The organism is Terriglobales bacterium (assembly GCA_035651995.1).
Taxonomy (GTDB): domain Bacteria; phylum Acidobacteriota; class Terriglobia; order Terriglobales; family Acidobacteriaceae; genus DASRER01.
On the sequence record DASRER010000034.1, the window covers coordinates 205,650 to 221,429 of the forward strand.

Annotated in this window: 15 protein-coding genes; 4 read left to right on the forward strand and 11 right to left on the reverse strand. The window is 65.6% G+C overall.

The window, feature by feature from the left end; genetic code table 11:
• The first annotated feature begins 138 nt into the window (after positions 1-138).
• Complete coding sequence (locus VFA60_12190) at positions 139-849, forward strand: PASTA domain-containing protein (protein ID HZQ92547.1); 711 nt, start codon at positions 139-141, stop codon at positions 847-849.
• 60 nt (positions 850-909) lie between these two features.
• Here VFA60_12190 and fmt read toward each other — a convergent pair whose 3' ends face one another.
• From fmt to VFA60_12205, 3 genes are all read right to left on the reverse strand, one after another.
• Positions 910-1,911, reverse strand: coding sequence for a methionyl-tRNA formyltransferase (gene fmt / locus VFA60_12195; GenBank protein ID HZQ92548.1), 1,002 nt, complete (start codon positions 1,909-1,911; stop codon positions 910-912).
• Between the two features lie 117 nt (positions 1,912-2,028).
• The gene (lipA, locus tag VFA60_12200; protein ID HZQ92549.1) at positions 2,029-2,937 is read right to left on the reverse strand and encodes a lipoyl synthase; all 909 of its coding nucleotides are present in this window, start codon (positions 2,935-2,937) and stop codon (positions 2,029-2,031) included.
• A 118-nt stretch (positions 2,938-3,055) separates the two neighbouring features.
• On the reverse strand, positions 3,056-3,412 hold the full coding sequence (locus VFA60_12205; protein ID HZQ92550.1) for a cytochrome c: 357 nt from the start codon (positions 3,410-3,412) through the stop codon (positions 3,056-3,058).
• 162 nt (positions 3,413-3,574) lie between these two features.
• Between VFA60_12205 and VFA60_12210 the strand changes: the two genes are divergently transcribed.
• Both VFA60_12210 and VFA60_12215 read left to right on the forward strand, forming a co-directional pair.
• Positions 3,575-4,000 carry a DUF488 family protein gene (locus VFA60_12210; GenBank protein HZQ92551.1) on the forward strand — a complete coding sequence of 142 codons (426 nt, stop codon included), beginning with the start codon at positions 3,575-3,577 and terminating at the stop codon, positions 3,998-4,000.
• A gap of 116 nt (positions 4,001-4,116) precedes the next feature.
• Positions 4,117-4,944, forward strand: coding sequence for a DUF3891 family protein (locus tag VFA60_12215; GenBank protein HZQ92552.1), 828 nt, complete (start codon positions 4,117-4,119; stop codon positions 4,942-4,944).
• Positions 4,945-5,247: 303 nt separating this feature from the next.
• Here VFA60_12215 and glp read toward each other — a convergent pair whose 3' ends face one another.
• From glp to VFA60_12250, 7 genes are all read right to left on the reverse strand, one after another.
• Positions 5,248-6,483 (reverse strand): gephyrin-like molybdotransferase Glp, encoded by a 1,236-nt coding sequence (gene glp, locus VFA60_12220; protein HZQ92553.1) that lies wholly within the window; start codon positions 6,481-6,483, stop codon positions 5,248-5,250.
• Between the two features lie 216 nt (positions 6,484-6,699).
• Complete coding sequence (locus tag VFA60_12225) at positions 6,700-7,818, reverse strand: tetratricopeptide repeat protein (protein ID HZQ92554.1); 1,119 nt, start codon at positions 7,816-7,818, stop codon at positions 6,700-6,702.
• A gap of 77 nt (positions 7,819-7,895) precedes the next feature.
• Positions 7,896-8,603, reverse strand: a complete 708-nt coding sequence (gene queC, locus VFA60_12230; GenBank protein HZQ92555.1) for a 7-cyano-7-deazaguanine synthase QueC — start codon at positions 8,601-8,603, stop codon at positions 7,896-7,898.
• 205 nt (positions 8,604-8,808) lie between these two features.
• Complete coding sequence (locus tag VFA60_12235) at positions 8,809-9,483, reverse strand: radical SAM protein (protein ID HZQ92556.1); 675 nt, start codon at positions 9,481-9,483, stop codon at positions 8,809-8,811.
• A 117-nt stretch (positions 9,484-9,600) separates the two neighbouring features.
• Entirely contained in the window at positions 9,601-9,978 is a 378-nt protein-coding gene (gene queD, locus VFA60_12240) for a 6-carboxytetrahydropterin synthase QueD (protein HZQ92557.1), read from the reverse strand.
• A gap of 114 nt (positions 9,979-10,092) precedes the next feature.
• A complete protein-coding gene (locus tag VFA60_12245; protein ID HZQ92558.1) occupies positions 10,093-10,665 on the reverse strand; it encodes a helix-turn-helix domain-containing protein in 573 nt (190 codons plus the stop codon).
• 171 nt (positions 10,666-10,836) lie between these two features.
• Complete coding sequence (locus VFA60_12250) at positions 10,837-12,846, reverse strand: ATP-dependent DNA helicase (GenBank protein ID HZQ92559.1); 2,010 nt, start codon at positions 12,844-12,846, stop codon at positions 10,837-10,839.
• A gap of 69 nt (positions 12,847-12,915) precedes the next feature.
• Here VFA60_12250 and der point away from each other — a divergent pair, with 69 nt between their 5' ends.
• Positions 12,916-14,430, forward strand: coding sequence for a ribosome biogenesis GTPase Der (gene der / locus VFA60_12255; GenBank protein HZQ92560.1), 1,515 nt, complete (start codon positions 12,916-12,918; stop codon positions 14,428-14,430).
• Positions 14,431-14,487: 57 nt separating this feature from the next.
• Here der and VFA60_12260 read toward each other — a convergent pair whose 3' ends face one another.
• Positions 14,488-15,573 carry a hypothetical protein gene (locus tag VFA60_12260; protein ID HZQ92561.1) on the reverse strand — a complete coding sequence of 362 codons (1,086 nt, stop codon included), beginning with the start codon at positions 15,571-15,573 and terminating at the stop codon, positions 14,488-14,490.
• Positions 15,574-15,780: the final 207 nt, after the last annotated feature.

Sequence of the window (15,780 nt, forward strand, 5' to 3'; positions counted from 1 at the left end):
CCCGAAGGGCAGAGCAATCAGCACTCAGCGGTCAGCATTCAGCCCCCGAACGTCCCGCTTCGATCTGGCCCTCGATTGCGGTCATGCATGGGCTGAATGCTGAGTGCTGATTGCTGAGCGCTGCTCTAGAATCTCTCCATGCGCTCCATTCTCCGCATGGCGTTGCTGGGGCTGATCCTGGTGCTGGTGGCGGCCGTCTCCGGCTTGACGGCGATGCGCTTCGCCATCCACGGGCGCGAGGTGAGCGTGCCCAAACTGATCGGGCTGACGCCGGCGGAGGCGCGGCGCGTGGCCGCCGACAACGGCCTGCTGCTCAACATCGAAAGCCACTTCTATTCCGCCGACGTGCCGGAAGGCCGCATCGTGACGCAGGTGCCGCCGGCGGGCGTGACCGTGCGCCGCGGATGGCAGGTGCGCGTGGCCGAAAGCCTCGGCCCGCAGCGGCGCGTGGTCCCCAGCGTGCTCGGCGAGAGCCAGCGCGCCGCCGAGATCAACCTGCGGCGCCGCGGCCTCGACCTGGGCACGATCGCACAGGCGCAAATTCCCGGCGCCGAACCCGACCAGGTTCTGGCGCAGAGTCCCACGCCGAACGCCGCCGGCGCGGCAGCCCCAACGGTGAGCATCCTGGTGGCCGCAACACCGGAACCGCCGCAGTTCCTCATGCCCGACCTGAGCGGGCAGCGCCTCGCCGATGTCTCCAAAAAACTGCTCGCCGCCGGAATGCACCTGGGAAAAGTGACCGAGGTCGAAGGCGCGAGCGGCCCCACGGGAACGGTGGTGCGCCAGGCGCCCGCGCCAGGGCAGAAAGTGGTGGCGGGCACGGCCGTGAACCTGGACGTGGCGAAATAGATGGACAACTTGCCGCGGATGAACGCGGCTTTGCGCCGATCAGGCAATTCAGAAAACAAATCAGCCCAGCCGCTCGCCGGGTTGCAGCCGGTATCCGTTGACGAAGTCGTGCGCCGGCATTCGCCTTTTTCCTTCCGGCTGGACCTCGAGCAGCTCCAAGGCGCTTTCATCGCCGCATCCTGCGACGAGGCGATCGCCGTCCACGCGCAGTTCGCCGGGCTTGAGTTGCATCCTGGCCTCGGCCGGTTGCGCCTGCCACACGTTCAGGTTCTTCCCGCGAAATGTGGTGAACGCGCCCGGCCATGGCTGGAAGCCGCGCAGGCGATTGTGCAGCTCGCGCGCGGGACGCTGGAAGTCCATCCGCCCCTCGTCCTTCCTCAGGACGGGCGCGAGCGTGGCCAGAGAATTCTCCTGCCGGCGCGGCGTGATTCCGCCCGCGTCGAGCGAGCGCAGAGTTTCCACCACGAGCGCCGCGCCGGCGGCGGCGAGGCGCGGCGCAAGCGTGACCGCCGTGTCCGCAGGCCTGATCGGCTCTTCGCGTTGCAGCAGGATGTCGCCGGTGTCGAGGCCTTCATCAATGCGCATGGTGGTGACGCCGGTGACGCTCTCGCCGCGCGCGATCGCCCACTGCACCGGCGCAGCGCCGCGGTACTTGGGCAGCAGCGAGGCGTGCAGGTTGATGTTGCCCAGCGGTGGGAGCGCGATCATCCACGCCGGAATCATGCGGCCATAGCCCACCACCACGATGGCGCGCGGCGCGATGGCCTCCAGTTGCGCGCGGAACTGCAGATTGCTTTTGATCTTCTCCGGCTGCACGACCGGCAGCGCGAGTTCGTCGGCGCGGCGCTTCACCGGGCTCGGTGTTACTTCCAGGCCGCGTCCGCGGGGACGGTCGGGCTGGGTCACGACCAGACGCACGCGAAATCCGCCCTCGACCAGGGCGTTCAGCGTGGGGACCGCGAATTCGGGCGTGCCGCAGAAGATGACGTCCACGTTGACGGTTTTCTCCCGGTCATGCTGAGCGGAGGCTTGCGGCGAAGCGGCCAGCCGCAGTCGAAGCATCCCTGCATGCATCGAGAATGTGCCGCGAACAGGGACCCTTCGACTCGCCTCCCGCAAAACTACGCTCGAGGCTCGCTCAGGATGACCGATTGTAACGGGAGACGTTCGGTGACGGGGCTACGCGCCTGCCGCTACGCCTGCCTGCTCGTGCGCGTGGTAGCTGGAGCGCACCAGCGGGCCGGACTCCACGTGGCGGAAGCCCATGCGTTCGGCCTCTTCCTTCATGAAGGCGAACTCTTCCGGGGTGTAGTAGCGCGCGATGGGCAGGTGGTCGCGCGACGGGCGCAGATACTGGCCGACGGTAAGGATGTCCACCTGCTCGCGCGCGAGGTCGCGGAAGACGTCGATGAGTTCGGAGGTCGTCTCGCCCAGCCCCGCCATCAGGCCCGACTTGGTCACGGTCCCCGGCGACCAGCTCTTGGCGTTGCCCAGCAGGCGCAGGGTGCGCTCGTAGCGCGCGCCGGAGCGCACCACGCGATACAGCCGCGGCACGGTCTCGGTGTTGTGGTTGAGCACGTCGGGCGCGGCTTCGAGCACCGCGCGCAGCGAGGTTTCGTCGCCCTGGAAGTCAGGGATGAGGACCTCGACGCGGCATCCCGGCGCCTGGCGGCGGATTTCGCGAATCGTTTCGGCGAAGATGCGCGCGCCGCCCAGGTTGTCGTCGTCACGGTTCACGCTGGTCACGACGGCATGCTTCAGCCCGAGCGTGGCCACGGCCTCGGCGACGCGGCGCGGCTCGTCCCAATCAATCGGCTCAGGATGTCCCTTGGGAACGGCGCAGAAGCCGCAGCGCCGCGTGCACACGTTGCCCAGCAGCATGAAGGTCGCCGTCTTGTGGTTCCAGCACTCGCCGATGTTGGGACACTGCGCCGACTCGCAGACGGTGTGCAGCCCGAGTCCGCGGGCCAGCTTTTTCAGCTCGTGGTAGTTGTCGCCCATGGGCGCGCGCGCCCGCAGCCAGGCCGGTTTGGGCATGGGGCGGCGCGGAGCGACGTCAATCTGCACGAGTTCCGGGAACGTGGACATCAGCTCTTTCCATTCTACCCGGGTCTTCCTCATACATCCCGAGCGAAGCGAGGGAGCCATACCTGGCCCGTGAGTATTGGGCAAGCTTATGGATCCCTCGTTCCGCTCGGGATGTAAATCAAAGCGTCTTCAAATACGCGATCAGCGCTTTCAAGTCCGCGTCGTTCACTTGGGTTCCCGGCATCATGCGCTTCCCGTTCACGATCACCTCGGCAACACACTCATCGTTCAGCGGCGTGCCGCTGGGCATGACCGGGCGCGAGTAGAGGCCCTTGAGCGGAAACCCCTGGCGCTTGTCGCTCGTGTACGACTCATGGCAGCGCAGGCAGCGCGCGTTGAAGACCTGCCGTCCGCGCGCCTGTTCGGCGGTGAGGCCGAGTTGCGCGTCGGTCATCTTGTATTTTTCCTCGCCGGCGGAGCGGCAGGCGATGGCAGCAAGCAATACAGTCACCGAGAGCAGACTCAGAACCTTCATCGTTGGTTGATTGTACGGGTGGCCCTTAGATTTTCGTCCCGAGCATAGCGAGGGAGCCATACGTCACCTGCGAATAGCGGGCGAGAGTATGGCTCCCTCGTCGCTGCGCTCCTCGGGATGTTTTGGACGAGCGGCGGTATCATGATTCCCAGCGCCTAAGTCATGCCGGTCGCGGTCAAGCGCGTGTACGAAAAGCCGTCGGTTACCGACGGCGCGCGCGTCCTCGTCGACCGGTTATGGCCGCGCGGCCTCAGCAAGACGGCGGCGAAGGTGGACCTGTGGCTGCGCGACCTGGCGCCCTCGAACCAACTGCGCCGATGGTTCCACGCGCGGCCGTCGCAGTGGACGGCATTCCGCAAGCGCTATTTCGCCGAGCTGGCCGAGCAGCCGGCCGCCGCCGCCCTCAACGAGCTCTACAGCCTTGTCGCGCGTCGCAAACAGGTCACGCTCCTCTACGCGTCGAAGAACACGGAGCAGAACAACGCCACCGTGCTGCGCGACCTGCTGAACGGCATGCGCAAGCCGCCCTCGGGATCGGGGCCGGCGGCGGCGGCGCGGGTGGCAAAGCGCGCGGTACGGAAGCGTTAGGGGCAGTCTGTCAGTCGGTCGGCCTGTCACAGTTCTCAGTTCTCGGTTCTCAGTTCTCAGCGTTCCGCTCTCAGCAGTAACTGAGAACCGGGAACCGAGAACTGAGAACTAGCTTCATGATCCTCCGCCCTATTCCGCCCGCGGCGCCCGCCGGCGACGCCTTCGTTCCCGCCTGGGAAGCGATTCTGCGCACCCAACAGCAGGAGGCGCCCGACTACTGGATGATCGCGCAGCCCGATCACGCGCAGCTCGCGGGCGAAATCGCAGCGGCCCTGAAAGCCGACTGGCTGCCGCCGCTCTCGGCCGAGGCCATTGCCGGCATCGCGGCGCACGACGCCGGCTGGGCCGCGGTGGACGAGCGCTTGATGCGCGAAGCGGCCGGACCCGGCCACCGTCCGGTTCCGTTCTTGAGCGTTGCCCCCGAGGACGCTTCCGCAGTGGGACTCGGATCCATCGAACGCGCCGAACAACTCTCCCCGCTCGGCGGCCTGCTGGTGAGCCTGCACTTTTCGCGCCTGGCGCAATACCGGCTGGAAGGCTTTGGCGGCCTGCTCCACGATCCGCCCCACGTTCAGCAACGGTTGCGTGAATTTCTCCAGCGGGAAAGTCAGCGCCGCGCGCGGCTGGCGCCCCTCCAGCCGCATTCGCCCGATGAGATCGAGCGGCTCACCGACGTGCTGCAACTCTGCGACCTGATCTCGCTCTACGTGTGCTGCGGAACGCGCGAGAGCATTGCGCTGCCGCAGGAGTTCGGCTCGGTGCGGCCACGGATCGTGGCGAGCCCACCCTCCGCCAAACTCGGGCGGAAGGGTGGGGCACCCTCAGCTTGCCGGATTGAGCCGACCGCGCTGGCGCGTCCGCTGGAGCTGCGCGTCAGGGCGACGCGATGGAGCGATGGAACGGAAGAGAACATGGCTGTTGTGACCTTGACCCTGATCGTGTAAGGCCCTTCCTGCGACGGTTGACCAACAACGACGGCCAGACGCACCGACGGTGGAAACGCCGCGAACGGCTTCCCGTCGATGTCTTCGGGCAGAATTGCTTTGAAAACGGCCTGGCCCGGCTGATGACGTGGAGCTGCACTCGTTGCTTCGCTTATTACTGCCATTCGCTTAGGTGACATAAGGGCCTCGTTCGCAAGGGGCCGATTCACGGCGTAGTGGAAGGGTTGCGCGGGGTTGGGCCTAGCGAGGTTAATTTACGGAGCTGGCTCATGCTGCTGGGAGGTTGCTGCGCTCATAACCAGCCTAGCCCACGCGCAGCACGCTGACCGCCTCGCCGGCAGCGATGTGATCGCGGTCGGGCGGGACGACCACGAAGCAGTTGGCGCGCGCCGTCCCGGCCACGTCGCCCGAGCCTTTCCACGCGGCCAGGCGCACTTCGGCGCCGTCGAATTCGCCGGAGAGCACAGCGGGAAGGAAGCGCGTCAGGCCGGTCTTTGTCCTGATGTCGGCGCCGAGCTTCGCCTGCACGAACGCCAGCGGCGAGACGCAGGCGCCGGCGAGCGCTTCCAGCATCGGCCGGACGAACAGTTCGAACGTCACCAGCGTTGACGTTGGGTTCCCGGGCAGGCCAAAGAAGTATGTGGGCTGGGCGCCGGGATTGCGGCGCGCGCGTCCGAAGAGAATTGGACGGCCGGGCTGGATTTCGGCGCCGGTGAAAAAGATCTCCGCGCCGAACTTTTCCAGCACTGGTTCGACCAGGTCGTACTTGCCCGCCGAGACGCCGCCGGAGAGCAGCAGCAGGTCGTAGGCGAGTCCCTGCTCGGCCAGGTGGCGCAGCGTGCCGGCTTCGTCGGGCGCGATGGGCAAGAGCACCGGCTCACCACCGGCCTGCGTGACCTGTGCCGCCAGCGAGTAGCTGTTGGAGTTGCGGATCTGCGCCGCGCCGGGCTGCGCGGCCACGTCCACAATCTCATCGCCGGTGGCGAGGATGGCGACGAGCGGCCGCGCGAACACACGCAGCTCGGCCTTTCCCACCGAAGCCGCGGCGGCGATGGCGGCCGCGTCGAGGCGCGCGCCGGGTTCGAGCAAGACTTGTCCGTGGCGCGCCTCCGAACCCGGCGGAACAATGTTCTCGCCCGGCTTCACCGCGCGCCGGACTTCCACCGTGGCGCCCTCGCGCGCGGTGTACTCCACCATCACGATGGCGTCGGCGCCAACTGGAGCGGGCGCTCCGGTCATGATCTCGGCGGCTTCGCCGGCGCTCACCTTGATGTTCGCTGCTTCCGCGCCGGCGCGGATCTCGCCGACCACGCGCAACTTCGCGGGAAGCGTGGCGAGATCGGCGGCGCGCAACGCGTAGCCGTCGCGCGTGGCGCGTGAAAATGGCGGCAGATCGCGATCGGCGGTGACCCGCTCGGCCAAAATGCGGCGCGGCGCGGCCAGCAGGTCGCAGACTTCGGTGTCCACCGGCCCGCGCTGCGCGCGCGCCTGCTCTTCCACGGCATGGCGCGCGTCGGCAAAGCTCAAAATGCCGGGCATGAGTGGATTGTAGCGAAGACGGGTCGCTGGCGCGGCGCCGAGGGCGCGACGCCGGCGGTCGTTGCATTCCATCGGCGGGTTGGTCGTGCCGGCGCCGCGGACGAGGGCGTCTGGCGCTATGCGAGTGGTGGTCGCACAAACGAAAAACGCGGGCAGAACGCCCGCGTTCGTCGAAGACCCGGCACCTAGCAACCTATGTCTCTGCCCGTGCTGCTTCTACTTCCCTTTCGGCTTCCTGCTGGTGTTGCCGAAGCTGGTCTGCACGGTCTGGCCCATGGAATCGAGCAGCGTCTTGGCGTCGGCGGCGAACGGTCCCTGCGGCTGCAGCTCGAGATACTTCTCGATGCTCTTGGCCGCCTCGGGCGGCGCAACCATCTTGCCGTCCTTGTCAATCGTCGCCTTGCCGAGCAGGTTCACGCCTTTCTGGTAGTAGGCTTCGGCCTTGTTGGGATCGGCGGCGATGGCCTTGTCGAAGGCGGCGTTGGCCTCATCCACCTTGCCGTGGTTGGTCAGCACCGCGCCCAGGTTGTAGTAGTACTGCGCGGCGCCGGCAGGATCGACCTGCGCGGCGGCGTTGTACTCGGCAATGGCCTCATCGGTTTTGCCGGAATTCGCCAGCGCCTGGCCGTAGTTGTTGTGATAGCCGCCGAGCCCCTGGCAGGAGCGCGACGAGGGATTGGCGCCGCAGAGCGCGATCGCCTTCTGGAACGATTCGGCCGCGCTGGCGTAGATGGCGTTGCGCGCAGCCGTATCGGTCGCTTTCTTGGCGGCGTCAAGCTGATATCCGCCGAGCGCGCCCCACAGCAGGTCGCGGTTGGGATCGGCCTGCGTGGCCTGCTGCATGAGCGTGATCGCCTGGTCGAGGTTGCCCGCTTCCTTCGCGGCTTTGGCGCCGGCCAGCAGGTTGTTCAGGTTGCCGACCTTGGCGTTCTCCTTCTGCACGGCTTCCTGCTGCGCCTTCTGTTCCGGCGTCATCTGGGCCTGCGCATTCTGCTGCTGCTGCGCGGCCAGCTCGTTGAGTTTGAAGTTGATCACGTTCTCTTCCGGATTCAGGCGCGTGTTGTTCCAGTAGAAGAGCTGCTGGCCGTTTTCGTAGAGCGTGATCTTGTACTTGCCCGGCTGAATGCCGAGCGTGAAGAACTCGCCTTTCTTGTTGGTCTTGAGCGAGTACTTCTGTCCGCTCTCCATGTTGACGGCCTCAACTACGCCGTCGGTGATGGGCTTGCCCTCACGGTCGAGCGCCACGCCCTTCAGCGTGGCGGTGAACTGCGCCCACATCGGCGCGGCACAGAGCGCCAACGCCAGCAGTACGATCAGTGCGGAATGTCTTTTCATGCAATCCTCCCCGCTGCGGAAGCGGGTGTAGCCCGTCCGCGAAAACTTTTGCCTCGATCCATCCCCGCGCAAAGACGTCAGCTCGCGCTGCGCTCCCGCGTTTGTGCGTATGGAATGGGATCGGCGGCGCCGGCGGCGGCAAACGCGCGCAGGCGCAGGACACAGCTTTCACACGCGCCACAGGCGCGGTCTTCGCGGCTGTAGCAGCTCCACGTTAAATCGAACGGGGCGCCCAGTTCAAGGCCGAGCCGCACGATCTCGCTCTTGCGCATGCCGATCAGCGGCGTCACCACCTCGATACGGCCGTCGCGCGTGCCCGCGCGCACCAGCTCGTTGAACGCCCGGTAGTACTCCGGGCGGCAGTCGGGATATCCCGAACTGTCTTGCGCCACCGCGCCGATGTAGACCTTTTGCGCGCCCAGCACCTCCGCCCAGCTCACCGCTGCGGCGAGAAAATGCGCGTTGCGGAAGGGCACATAGGTGACGGGAACCTCGCCGGCGCCGATCTCGGCGCCCGCCTCGGGGACGGCGAGCTTGGTGTCGGTGAGCGCGGAGCCGCCGATCAATCCCAAAACGTCGTTGCGCAGCAGCAGCCGCTTGCCGATGCCGAGCCGGTCGCATACCCGCCCAAACGCCAGCCGCTCGCGCGCTTCGGTGCGCTGCCCGTAGCTGACGTGAAGGGCGGCGGCATCGTGATCGCGCGCCGCCAGCGCGGCGCACACCGCCGAGTCCATGCCCCCGCTGAGCAGGACCACAGCCCTGCTCCTGGTGACCGCCAACGTCATTGGGATGATTCTAAAGCTTGGATGGCGCGAGCTGCCGTTGGGCTGCCTCAAGAGCAGTACCGAGCACCGTGTGCTCAGTGCGACGTGGTATTCGGCAGTCGGCAATGCCCACTTAGCTTTTGGCCTTTGCTCAGTTCAGCACGGATTGATGGCCACGTGCCAATTGCCAAGGGCCAGGCGCCGGATTCCCTCGGTACTCGGTACTTCAAACTCCTTTTGTCTGCGGCTCCCAGATGAACTTATGCAGTTGCAGGCCCAGGCGAACGTTCAGCTGGTCGGCCAGGATCCACTCCGAAAGCTGGCGCGGATCGAGGAGGGCGTTTTCAGCCGTCCGGCCGACGGCGTCTTTGCGAAAGGCGGGCGAAAAGATGACCTGCGTGCGCGACGTGAGATCGTGTTCGCCGACGAAGTCGCGCGCGAACTCGTAATCGGCGCGGTCTGCAATGACGAACTTGGCTTCGTCCTCGGGCGTGAGTTGGGGCAGATTTTCCGGCAGGAACGTGCCGCCTTCGCCCGAGCCGGGACACTTCACATCTGCGATGACGACTACTCCTTCCGGCACGTCAGCCAGCGGGCGCTCGCCGCTGGTTTCCAGAAGCACCGTGTATCCCTCGTCCAGCAAACACTGCATCAGCGGAATCAATTCGCGGGCCTGCAGCAGCGGCTCGCCGCCGGTGACTTCCACCAGCTTGATGGGCGCGTGGCGGCGCACCTCGGCCAGCACCTCTTCCGCTGCCATCTTGCGCCCGCCGGTGAAGGTGTACTCGCTGTCGCACCAGCCGCAGCGCAGATTGCAACCCGTCAGGCGCACGAAGACACACGGCAACCCGGCGTAACTGGATTCGCCCTGGATGGATGCGTAGATTTCCGTGATCTGCATGCGTGAACTGCCGCCAGCGCGGCGGCCCTTAGCAATGAGCACTTGGCATTTGCTCTCTGAGGGGTTGAGCACGAACCTGGACGGTCAAATGCCAATTGCCAATTGCTCACTGCCGGCTCATTCAAAGTACGTGGCCGTCGTCGTATCCGTCTCCCAGATCGTCACTTCTTTCACCGAGACCCGGCCCTTGGTGACGCGGGCGAGGTGCTCCGTCGTCTCGCGATAGAAGTACTGCGCGATGTTTTCCGCCGAGGGATTGGTCGAGGTAAACGGCTCCAAATCGTTGATCATCTGGTGGTCGAGCCGGTCGATGACGTGCTTCATCGCTTCCTTCAGGTCCTTGAAGTCGAGCAGCAGGCCCGCCTTGTCGAGCTGCTGGCCCTGCAAGGTGACGCGGACCTTGTAGTTGTGTCCGTGCGGGTTCTCGCACTTGCCGCGGTAATTCCGCAGGTAGTGTCCGGCGGCGAAGGAGTCTTCAACCGTGACCTGGAACATCGAGTGTCCTCTCTCGAGCTGGAAGCGGCCCGGCCAAAGACACAGCGCGTCGGCTCGAGCAGTGGGAAACACTCTATTGTAGCGCGGTGCCTGCGGCAGACGGCGTGGCTGTGATCAGGCGCGCGGGCCGGCGGTTTCCGCGTCGCTACTGCGGCGCCGAAGCGCGGCGATCCAGAGCAGGAGCGATTGATCCAGCAGCGCCACCGTTTCTTCCTGGTTGGGCGAGCGGTCATCCGCCCAGTGCGCGAGCACGCCCCGATAGAGGCTCCAGTAAAGCTGAGCCTGCACGGCCGTCAGCGTCGAGAAACCGTGGCGCCCGACGATGCTGTTGATCTGATCGAGGTGGGCCCGCGCCAGCGGCGATCCGGCACAGTCCTGCCTGACCGATTGAGGCAACACGGCGGGCAATGCCAGCCCGAAATATTCCCGCGCCGGAACCATCGCCCGCAGCCCCGCCCAGACGAAGGCAAACAGCTCTTCGTCGAGCGACTCGTCACCACGAAGCCGCGATTGGTAGTCCTGCCGCGCCAGGGAAAGCCTGGCGCCCGCCATCGCCACCGCGAGCGCTTCCTTGGTGGGAAAATAGTTGAACAGCGTTCCCACCGCGATCCCCGCCTGCTCGGCGATGTCTCGCGTCGTCGTCGCCTCCCACCCCTTCTGCGCAAACAGCTCGGCGGCAGACTGCATAATGCGCTCGTAGGTAGCGGCTTTGGTGGCAGCGGTTACGCGCACGCCTTTATATTATAACTGAGCGCGCTCATATTATTGCAACAGAACGCTCTGAAGGCCCTCGTTTCATCAAATATGAGCGCACTCATATTATTATATATGATTTACACTAAATGACTTATATAGCAACTAGTCCTGGGATTTGATCCCGAAGAATTCCTCGACTTCGGGCAGCTTCGTTGTCTTGCGGTAGTCCGGCAGGCTGCTGAGGAACACTCGCCCGTACTGCTTCTTTAGAATGCGATTATCGAGCAGTGCCAGCAGGCCGCGATCGTGGAGAGACCGAATCAGCCGTCCGAAACCCTGTTTCAGCGTGATGACGGCGGCCGGAACCTGGTACTGGAAGAAGGCATTGCCTCCCTCGTCGTCAACCGCGCGGATGCGCGCCGCCACCACCGGATCGTTCGGCACGGCAAAGGGCAGGCGGTCGATGATTACGCAGCTCAACTGCTCGCCCTGCACGTCCACGCCCTGCCAGAACGATGCCGTCGCGAACAACACGGCGTTCGGCGTGGCGCGGAATTGGTCGAGCAGCGCGCTGCGCGGCGCTGTGCCCTGCAGAAGCATTGGGTACTCGATCTCGCCCAGCAGCCGGTTGTAGATCTCGTGCATCTGCGCGTAGCTGGTGAACAGGCAGAAGGCCCGCCCGCGCGTGATCTCCAGCAGCTGCCGTATGCGCGCCGCGGCCTTGGGCACGAACTGCTCGGTGCGCGGATCAGGCAGGTCGGGCGGCACGTAGAGAATGGCCTGTGACTGGTAGTCGAAGTGCGAAGGCACCACCAGTTCGCGCGCGTGGTCCAACCCGAGCCGGCTGCGAATGTACTCGTATCCGCCGCCGACGGCGAGCGTCGCTGAAGTCAGCACCGCCGTCTCCAGGTTCTCGAACAGCACCTGGCGCAGGATCTGCGAGACGTCGATGGGCGTTGCCTGGAGCGCCACGTGTCCCTGGGCGCCGCCAGACGCCCGGCCGCCACGCTCGAAGTTCCGCCGCTCGATCCACACGACCGTGTTGCGGTCGTTGTTCTCCATCACGAAGCCGAGTTGCACCCGCAGCTCCTCGGCCCGTCGGATCAACATGAAAACCTCCTCCGGCTTGGTGGAGAACGCCTCCAGTTCCGCGCTCACACGCTTCAGCGCGTTCTGCAGCCCGACGAACTCGTCGCCGTTTTCCTCCAGGAACTCAGGCCGCGCCTCGAAGGCAAAGCGGCCCTCCCCCGCCGGCAGCAGGGAGAAGAACAACTGTGCGCGCTGCCGCAGGCTGCCAATGGCCGAGGCGATGGAGGTCGAGAGCATCTGCTTCTGCTTCAGCACGGCTTCCGCGTCGCGCGCCAGCTCGTCGAACCGCTGCCGGCTCACGCCGATGCCGAAGTAGCTGCCCGCCACGTCTTCCAGCTCGTGGGCCTCGTCAAAGATGACCGCGCTGAACTCGGGCAGGATGCCGGCGTCAGGCGCGCCCTCGGCCTGCTGCCGGATCGCGAGGTCGGCGAAGAACAGATGATGATTGACGATGACGATGTCGCTCTCGGCCGCGCGGCGATGCATCTCGGTGATGAAGCAGCGGTCGAACTGCTGGCACTTCTGGCCGATGCAGGCGTCGGCGCGCGCGTCGAGTTTGGGCCAGAGCTGATTGTTTTCCGCCAGCAGCGCGAGCTCGGCCCGGTCGCCGGTTTCCGTGGTCCTCTCCCAGTCGGCGATCACGCGAAACTGCTCGATCTCATCGAGCCCGCTCAGGATGGGCTGTTCGCCCAGCGTGTATAGCTTCTGCCGGCACAGATAGTTGTTGCGTCCCTTCATGTAGCAGACGCGCAGCGAACCATCGCCGTTAGGGAAGAAGACGCGGTCGAGGAAGGGCACGTCTTTGCGGAAGAGCTGCTCCTGCAGGTTCTTCGTGCCGGTCGAGATGATCACGCGCTTGCCCGAGCGAATGACCGGCACCAGGTACGCCAGCGTCTTGCCAGTGCCCGTGCCGGCCTCCACGATCAGGTGACGGCGCTCTTCCAGCGCCCGCTCAACGGCCTGCGCCATCTGCAGCTGGCCGCGCCGGAATTCGTACTGCGGATGCGCCTTTGCCAGGATTCCGCCCGGCGCGAAGAACTGGTGCAGCGTCCAGGAAGTGGCGGGTTTGGCGGTGCTGGACACGGGAAAAGCGGCGCGCGAACTTTATAATAGCCGGTTCGCTCCCACGCGTTCTGTTCGCCCGATCACCCGATGGCCCGATTACCCGATCAACCCACCGTCACCATCGTCGGCCGGCCCAACGTAGGCAAGTCCACGCTCTTCAACCGGCTGGTGGGACGCCGGCGCGCCCTTGTCGGCGACGAGCCCGGCATCACCCGCGACCGCATCTACGGCATGGCGCACTGGGCGGGACGTGATTTCCGCGTGGTGGACACCGGCGGCATTTTGCCGGGAGCGAAGGAAATCATCCCATCGGAAATCTTCCGCCAGGCGCGCGTTGCGCTCGATCAGGCCGACGTCATCGTGATGGTGGTCGACGGGCGCACCGAACTCGCCGCGCCCGATCGCGACCTGGCGCGCCTCCTGCTTCGCAGCGGCAAGCCGGTATTTCTCGCGGTCAACAAAATTGATGTCCCCGCCCTCGAGGCGCAGGCGGAGAACTATCGGCAGCTCGGCCTGAAACACCTCGTACCCGTCTCGGCCGAGCACGGCAGCGGTGTTGCCGAGCTGCTTGACCAGATCATGCGCGCTCTGCCGCCAAGGCACGCTGCAGGAGAAGCAGAGCACGCAGGGGAAACGCAGGGAACTTCGGTCGCTGTGGCCGGCGACCGACGGCCAACGACCGACGACGCCTTTGCTGACGACCAACGACCAACCGCCCGCGACGAAATTAAGGTCGCCATCATCGGCCGGCCCAACGTCGGCAAGTCCACGCTGCTGAACCGGCTCACCGGCGCCGATCGCGCCGTCGTGTCGCCCGTCCCCGGCACCACGCGCGACGCGGTCGACGAAATCGTAACCCGCGACGGGCAGGTGCTGCGCTTTATCGACACGGCCGGCATCCGCCGCAAGGGCCGGACCGAGCTGATGGCGGAAAAGCTCAGCGTGGTGATGGCGCGCAAGCATCTCCAGTCGGCCGACATCGCGCTGCTCATGATTGACGGCTCGGAAGGCGTGACCGCGCTCGACGCCAACATCGCCGGCTACGCGCACCAGAGCGGGCGCTCAGTGGTTCTCGTCGTGAACAAGTGGGACCTGGTGCAGCAGCGCGCGCGCGAGCTGGGCGAGCGGCGTTTGGCGTCGCGCGGCGCGCATACCGCCCGTCGCGCCAAACTTCGCCCAGCCGATCCGCAGCGATACGAGCAGGAGGCGCGGCACTCCCTCAAGTTTCTCGGCTACGCGCCCATGGTCTTCGTTTCGGCGTCGAGCGGCCGCAATGTCGAGAAGATTTTCGAGCTGGTGAAGCAGGTGGCGGCCGAGCGGCGCAAGCGTGTCTCGACCGGCGAAATGAATCGCTTCCTCAAGCACGTGGACTTCGATCGCGCCCCGGCGCCCTTCTCCAAGCAGGTCAAGATCTTCTACATGACGCAGGCCTCCACCTCGCCGCCTACGTTCGTCATCTTCACCGACCGCGACGTGAAGCTGCACTTCTCCTACGAACGGTTCCTGGAAAACCAGGTCCGGCGCGCCTTTGGCTTCGTGGGCACGCCCATCCGCATCATCAACCGCGCACGGGAAGAGAAACCAGGACAAAGAGGACGCTGAGGCGCGGAGGTCCCCTTCCCATTGCCCTCTGCGTCCTTTGCGTCTTCTTTGTCCTAATTACGCCGGCTGCGGCGCGGGCGGAATCTCCGGCCCCTCGGGCGCGATCGGCGGCGGTGGCGGAGTGAGCCGCGCGGCGAGTGGCCGATAGCGTCCCGCGAAGAAGTGCATCGAATATGCGGGGAAAAACACGGTGACAGGCGACGCGAGCATCGCCATCAGGAACACCATCACGCAGAGCAGGACCAGGCCCACGGTCGCGGCCAACGCGATGGTAAACACGTTCCAGGTAGCGCCCGCCGCGCCCGCGGCCACGATGATGAGAACGACCGCCACGGCCGGAATCGCCAGGACGAAAATCAGGATCACCGACAGGATGCCGAAGATGATCGCCGCTCCCAGGGCCAGCAGGATCTTCATGCCAATGTATCCCGCATAGCCGCGCGTCTCGCTGCGCACCTGCGCCCACAGCCGTTTCCAGCCTTCCCGTACCGACAGGTCTTCCAGCGCCATCTGCGGGACAACAAAATCTTTGGTAAAGACATTGGCGATCGCCAGCGCGAAGAAAAACACCATCAGCAGCACCACGGCCGCGGCGCCCACCAGCGCCAGCAGAAGAATGTGATCGCGCGGCGCTTTGAGGGCGCCCATTCCCGCGACGGCCGCCAGCGGCACTCCCGCCAGCACCGCGAGTCCCGCCAGCGACACCAGCATCATGAACAGATGGAAGAGAAACAGGCGGCGTCCCTGCGGCTGCCAGCGGTTCCATCCGCGGCGCAACTCGGGGCGGCGTTCGAGCACCGACTCAAACAGGATGAACCGGCAAACGCTGGCGACGTAGACGAACACCAGCATCAGCGCGAAGGCGCTCACCACCAGCAGCGCGATCCACATCGCGACGTGCGCCAGCGTTTGCGGATCGAAGTGCGGCAGCTTGCCAAACGGATTCGGGCCCGCGCCGCCGCCGTTGCTCCCACCGCCGCCGGAAGGAAAATTGAAGTTGCAGCCGCCGTTGCTGCTCATCTCGCCCGTGGCGATGCCGAGCAGCGCCCAGCGCGCCCACTGCTTGAAGCGAAACGGAAGCAAGGTCAGGCGGGTGTGCGCGAAGGCGGGCGAAATGACGTCGGTGGCGGAGGGCGCTGGCAATGGTTGTGCGAGTGTCGGGTCAGACGTTACGGCGAAATGCCGCGCGGGTCAACCCGCATTGCCCCGCGGTGATGTCACGCGGCTTGTGTAAATAGCTTGAGGGTGCGGGTTTTCCATTCCAGGGTAAATCTCTGGAAAATGGAGTAGATGATTCGGTCCACGCTTTTGACGTTCACAAAGCACACCATCGGTCGGGTTCGTCGGCGC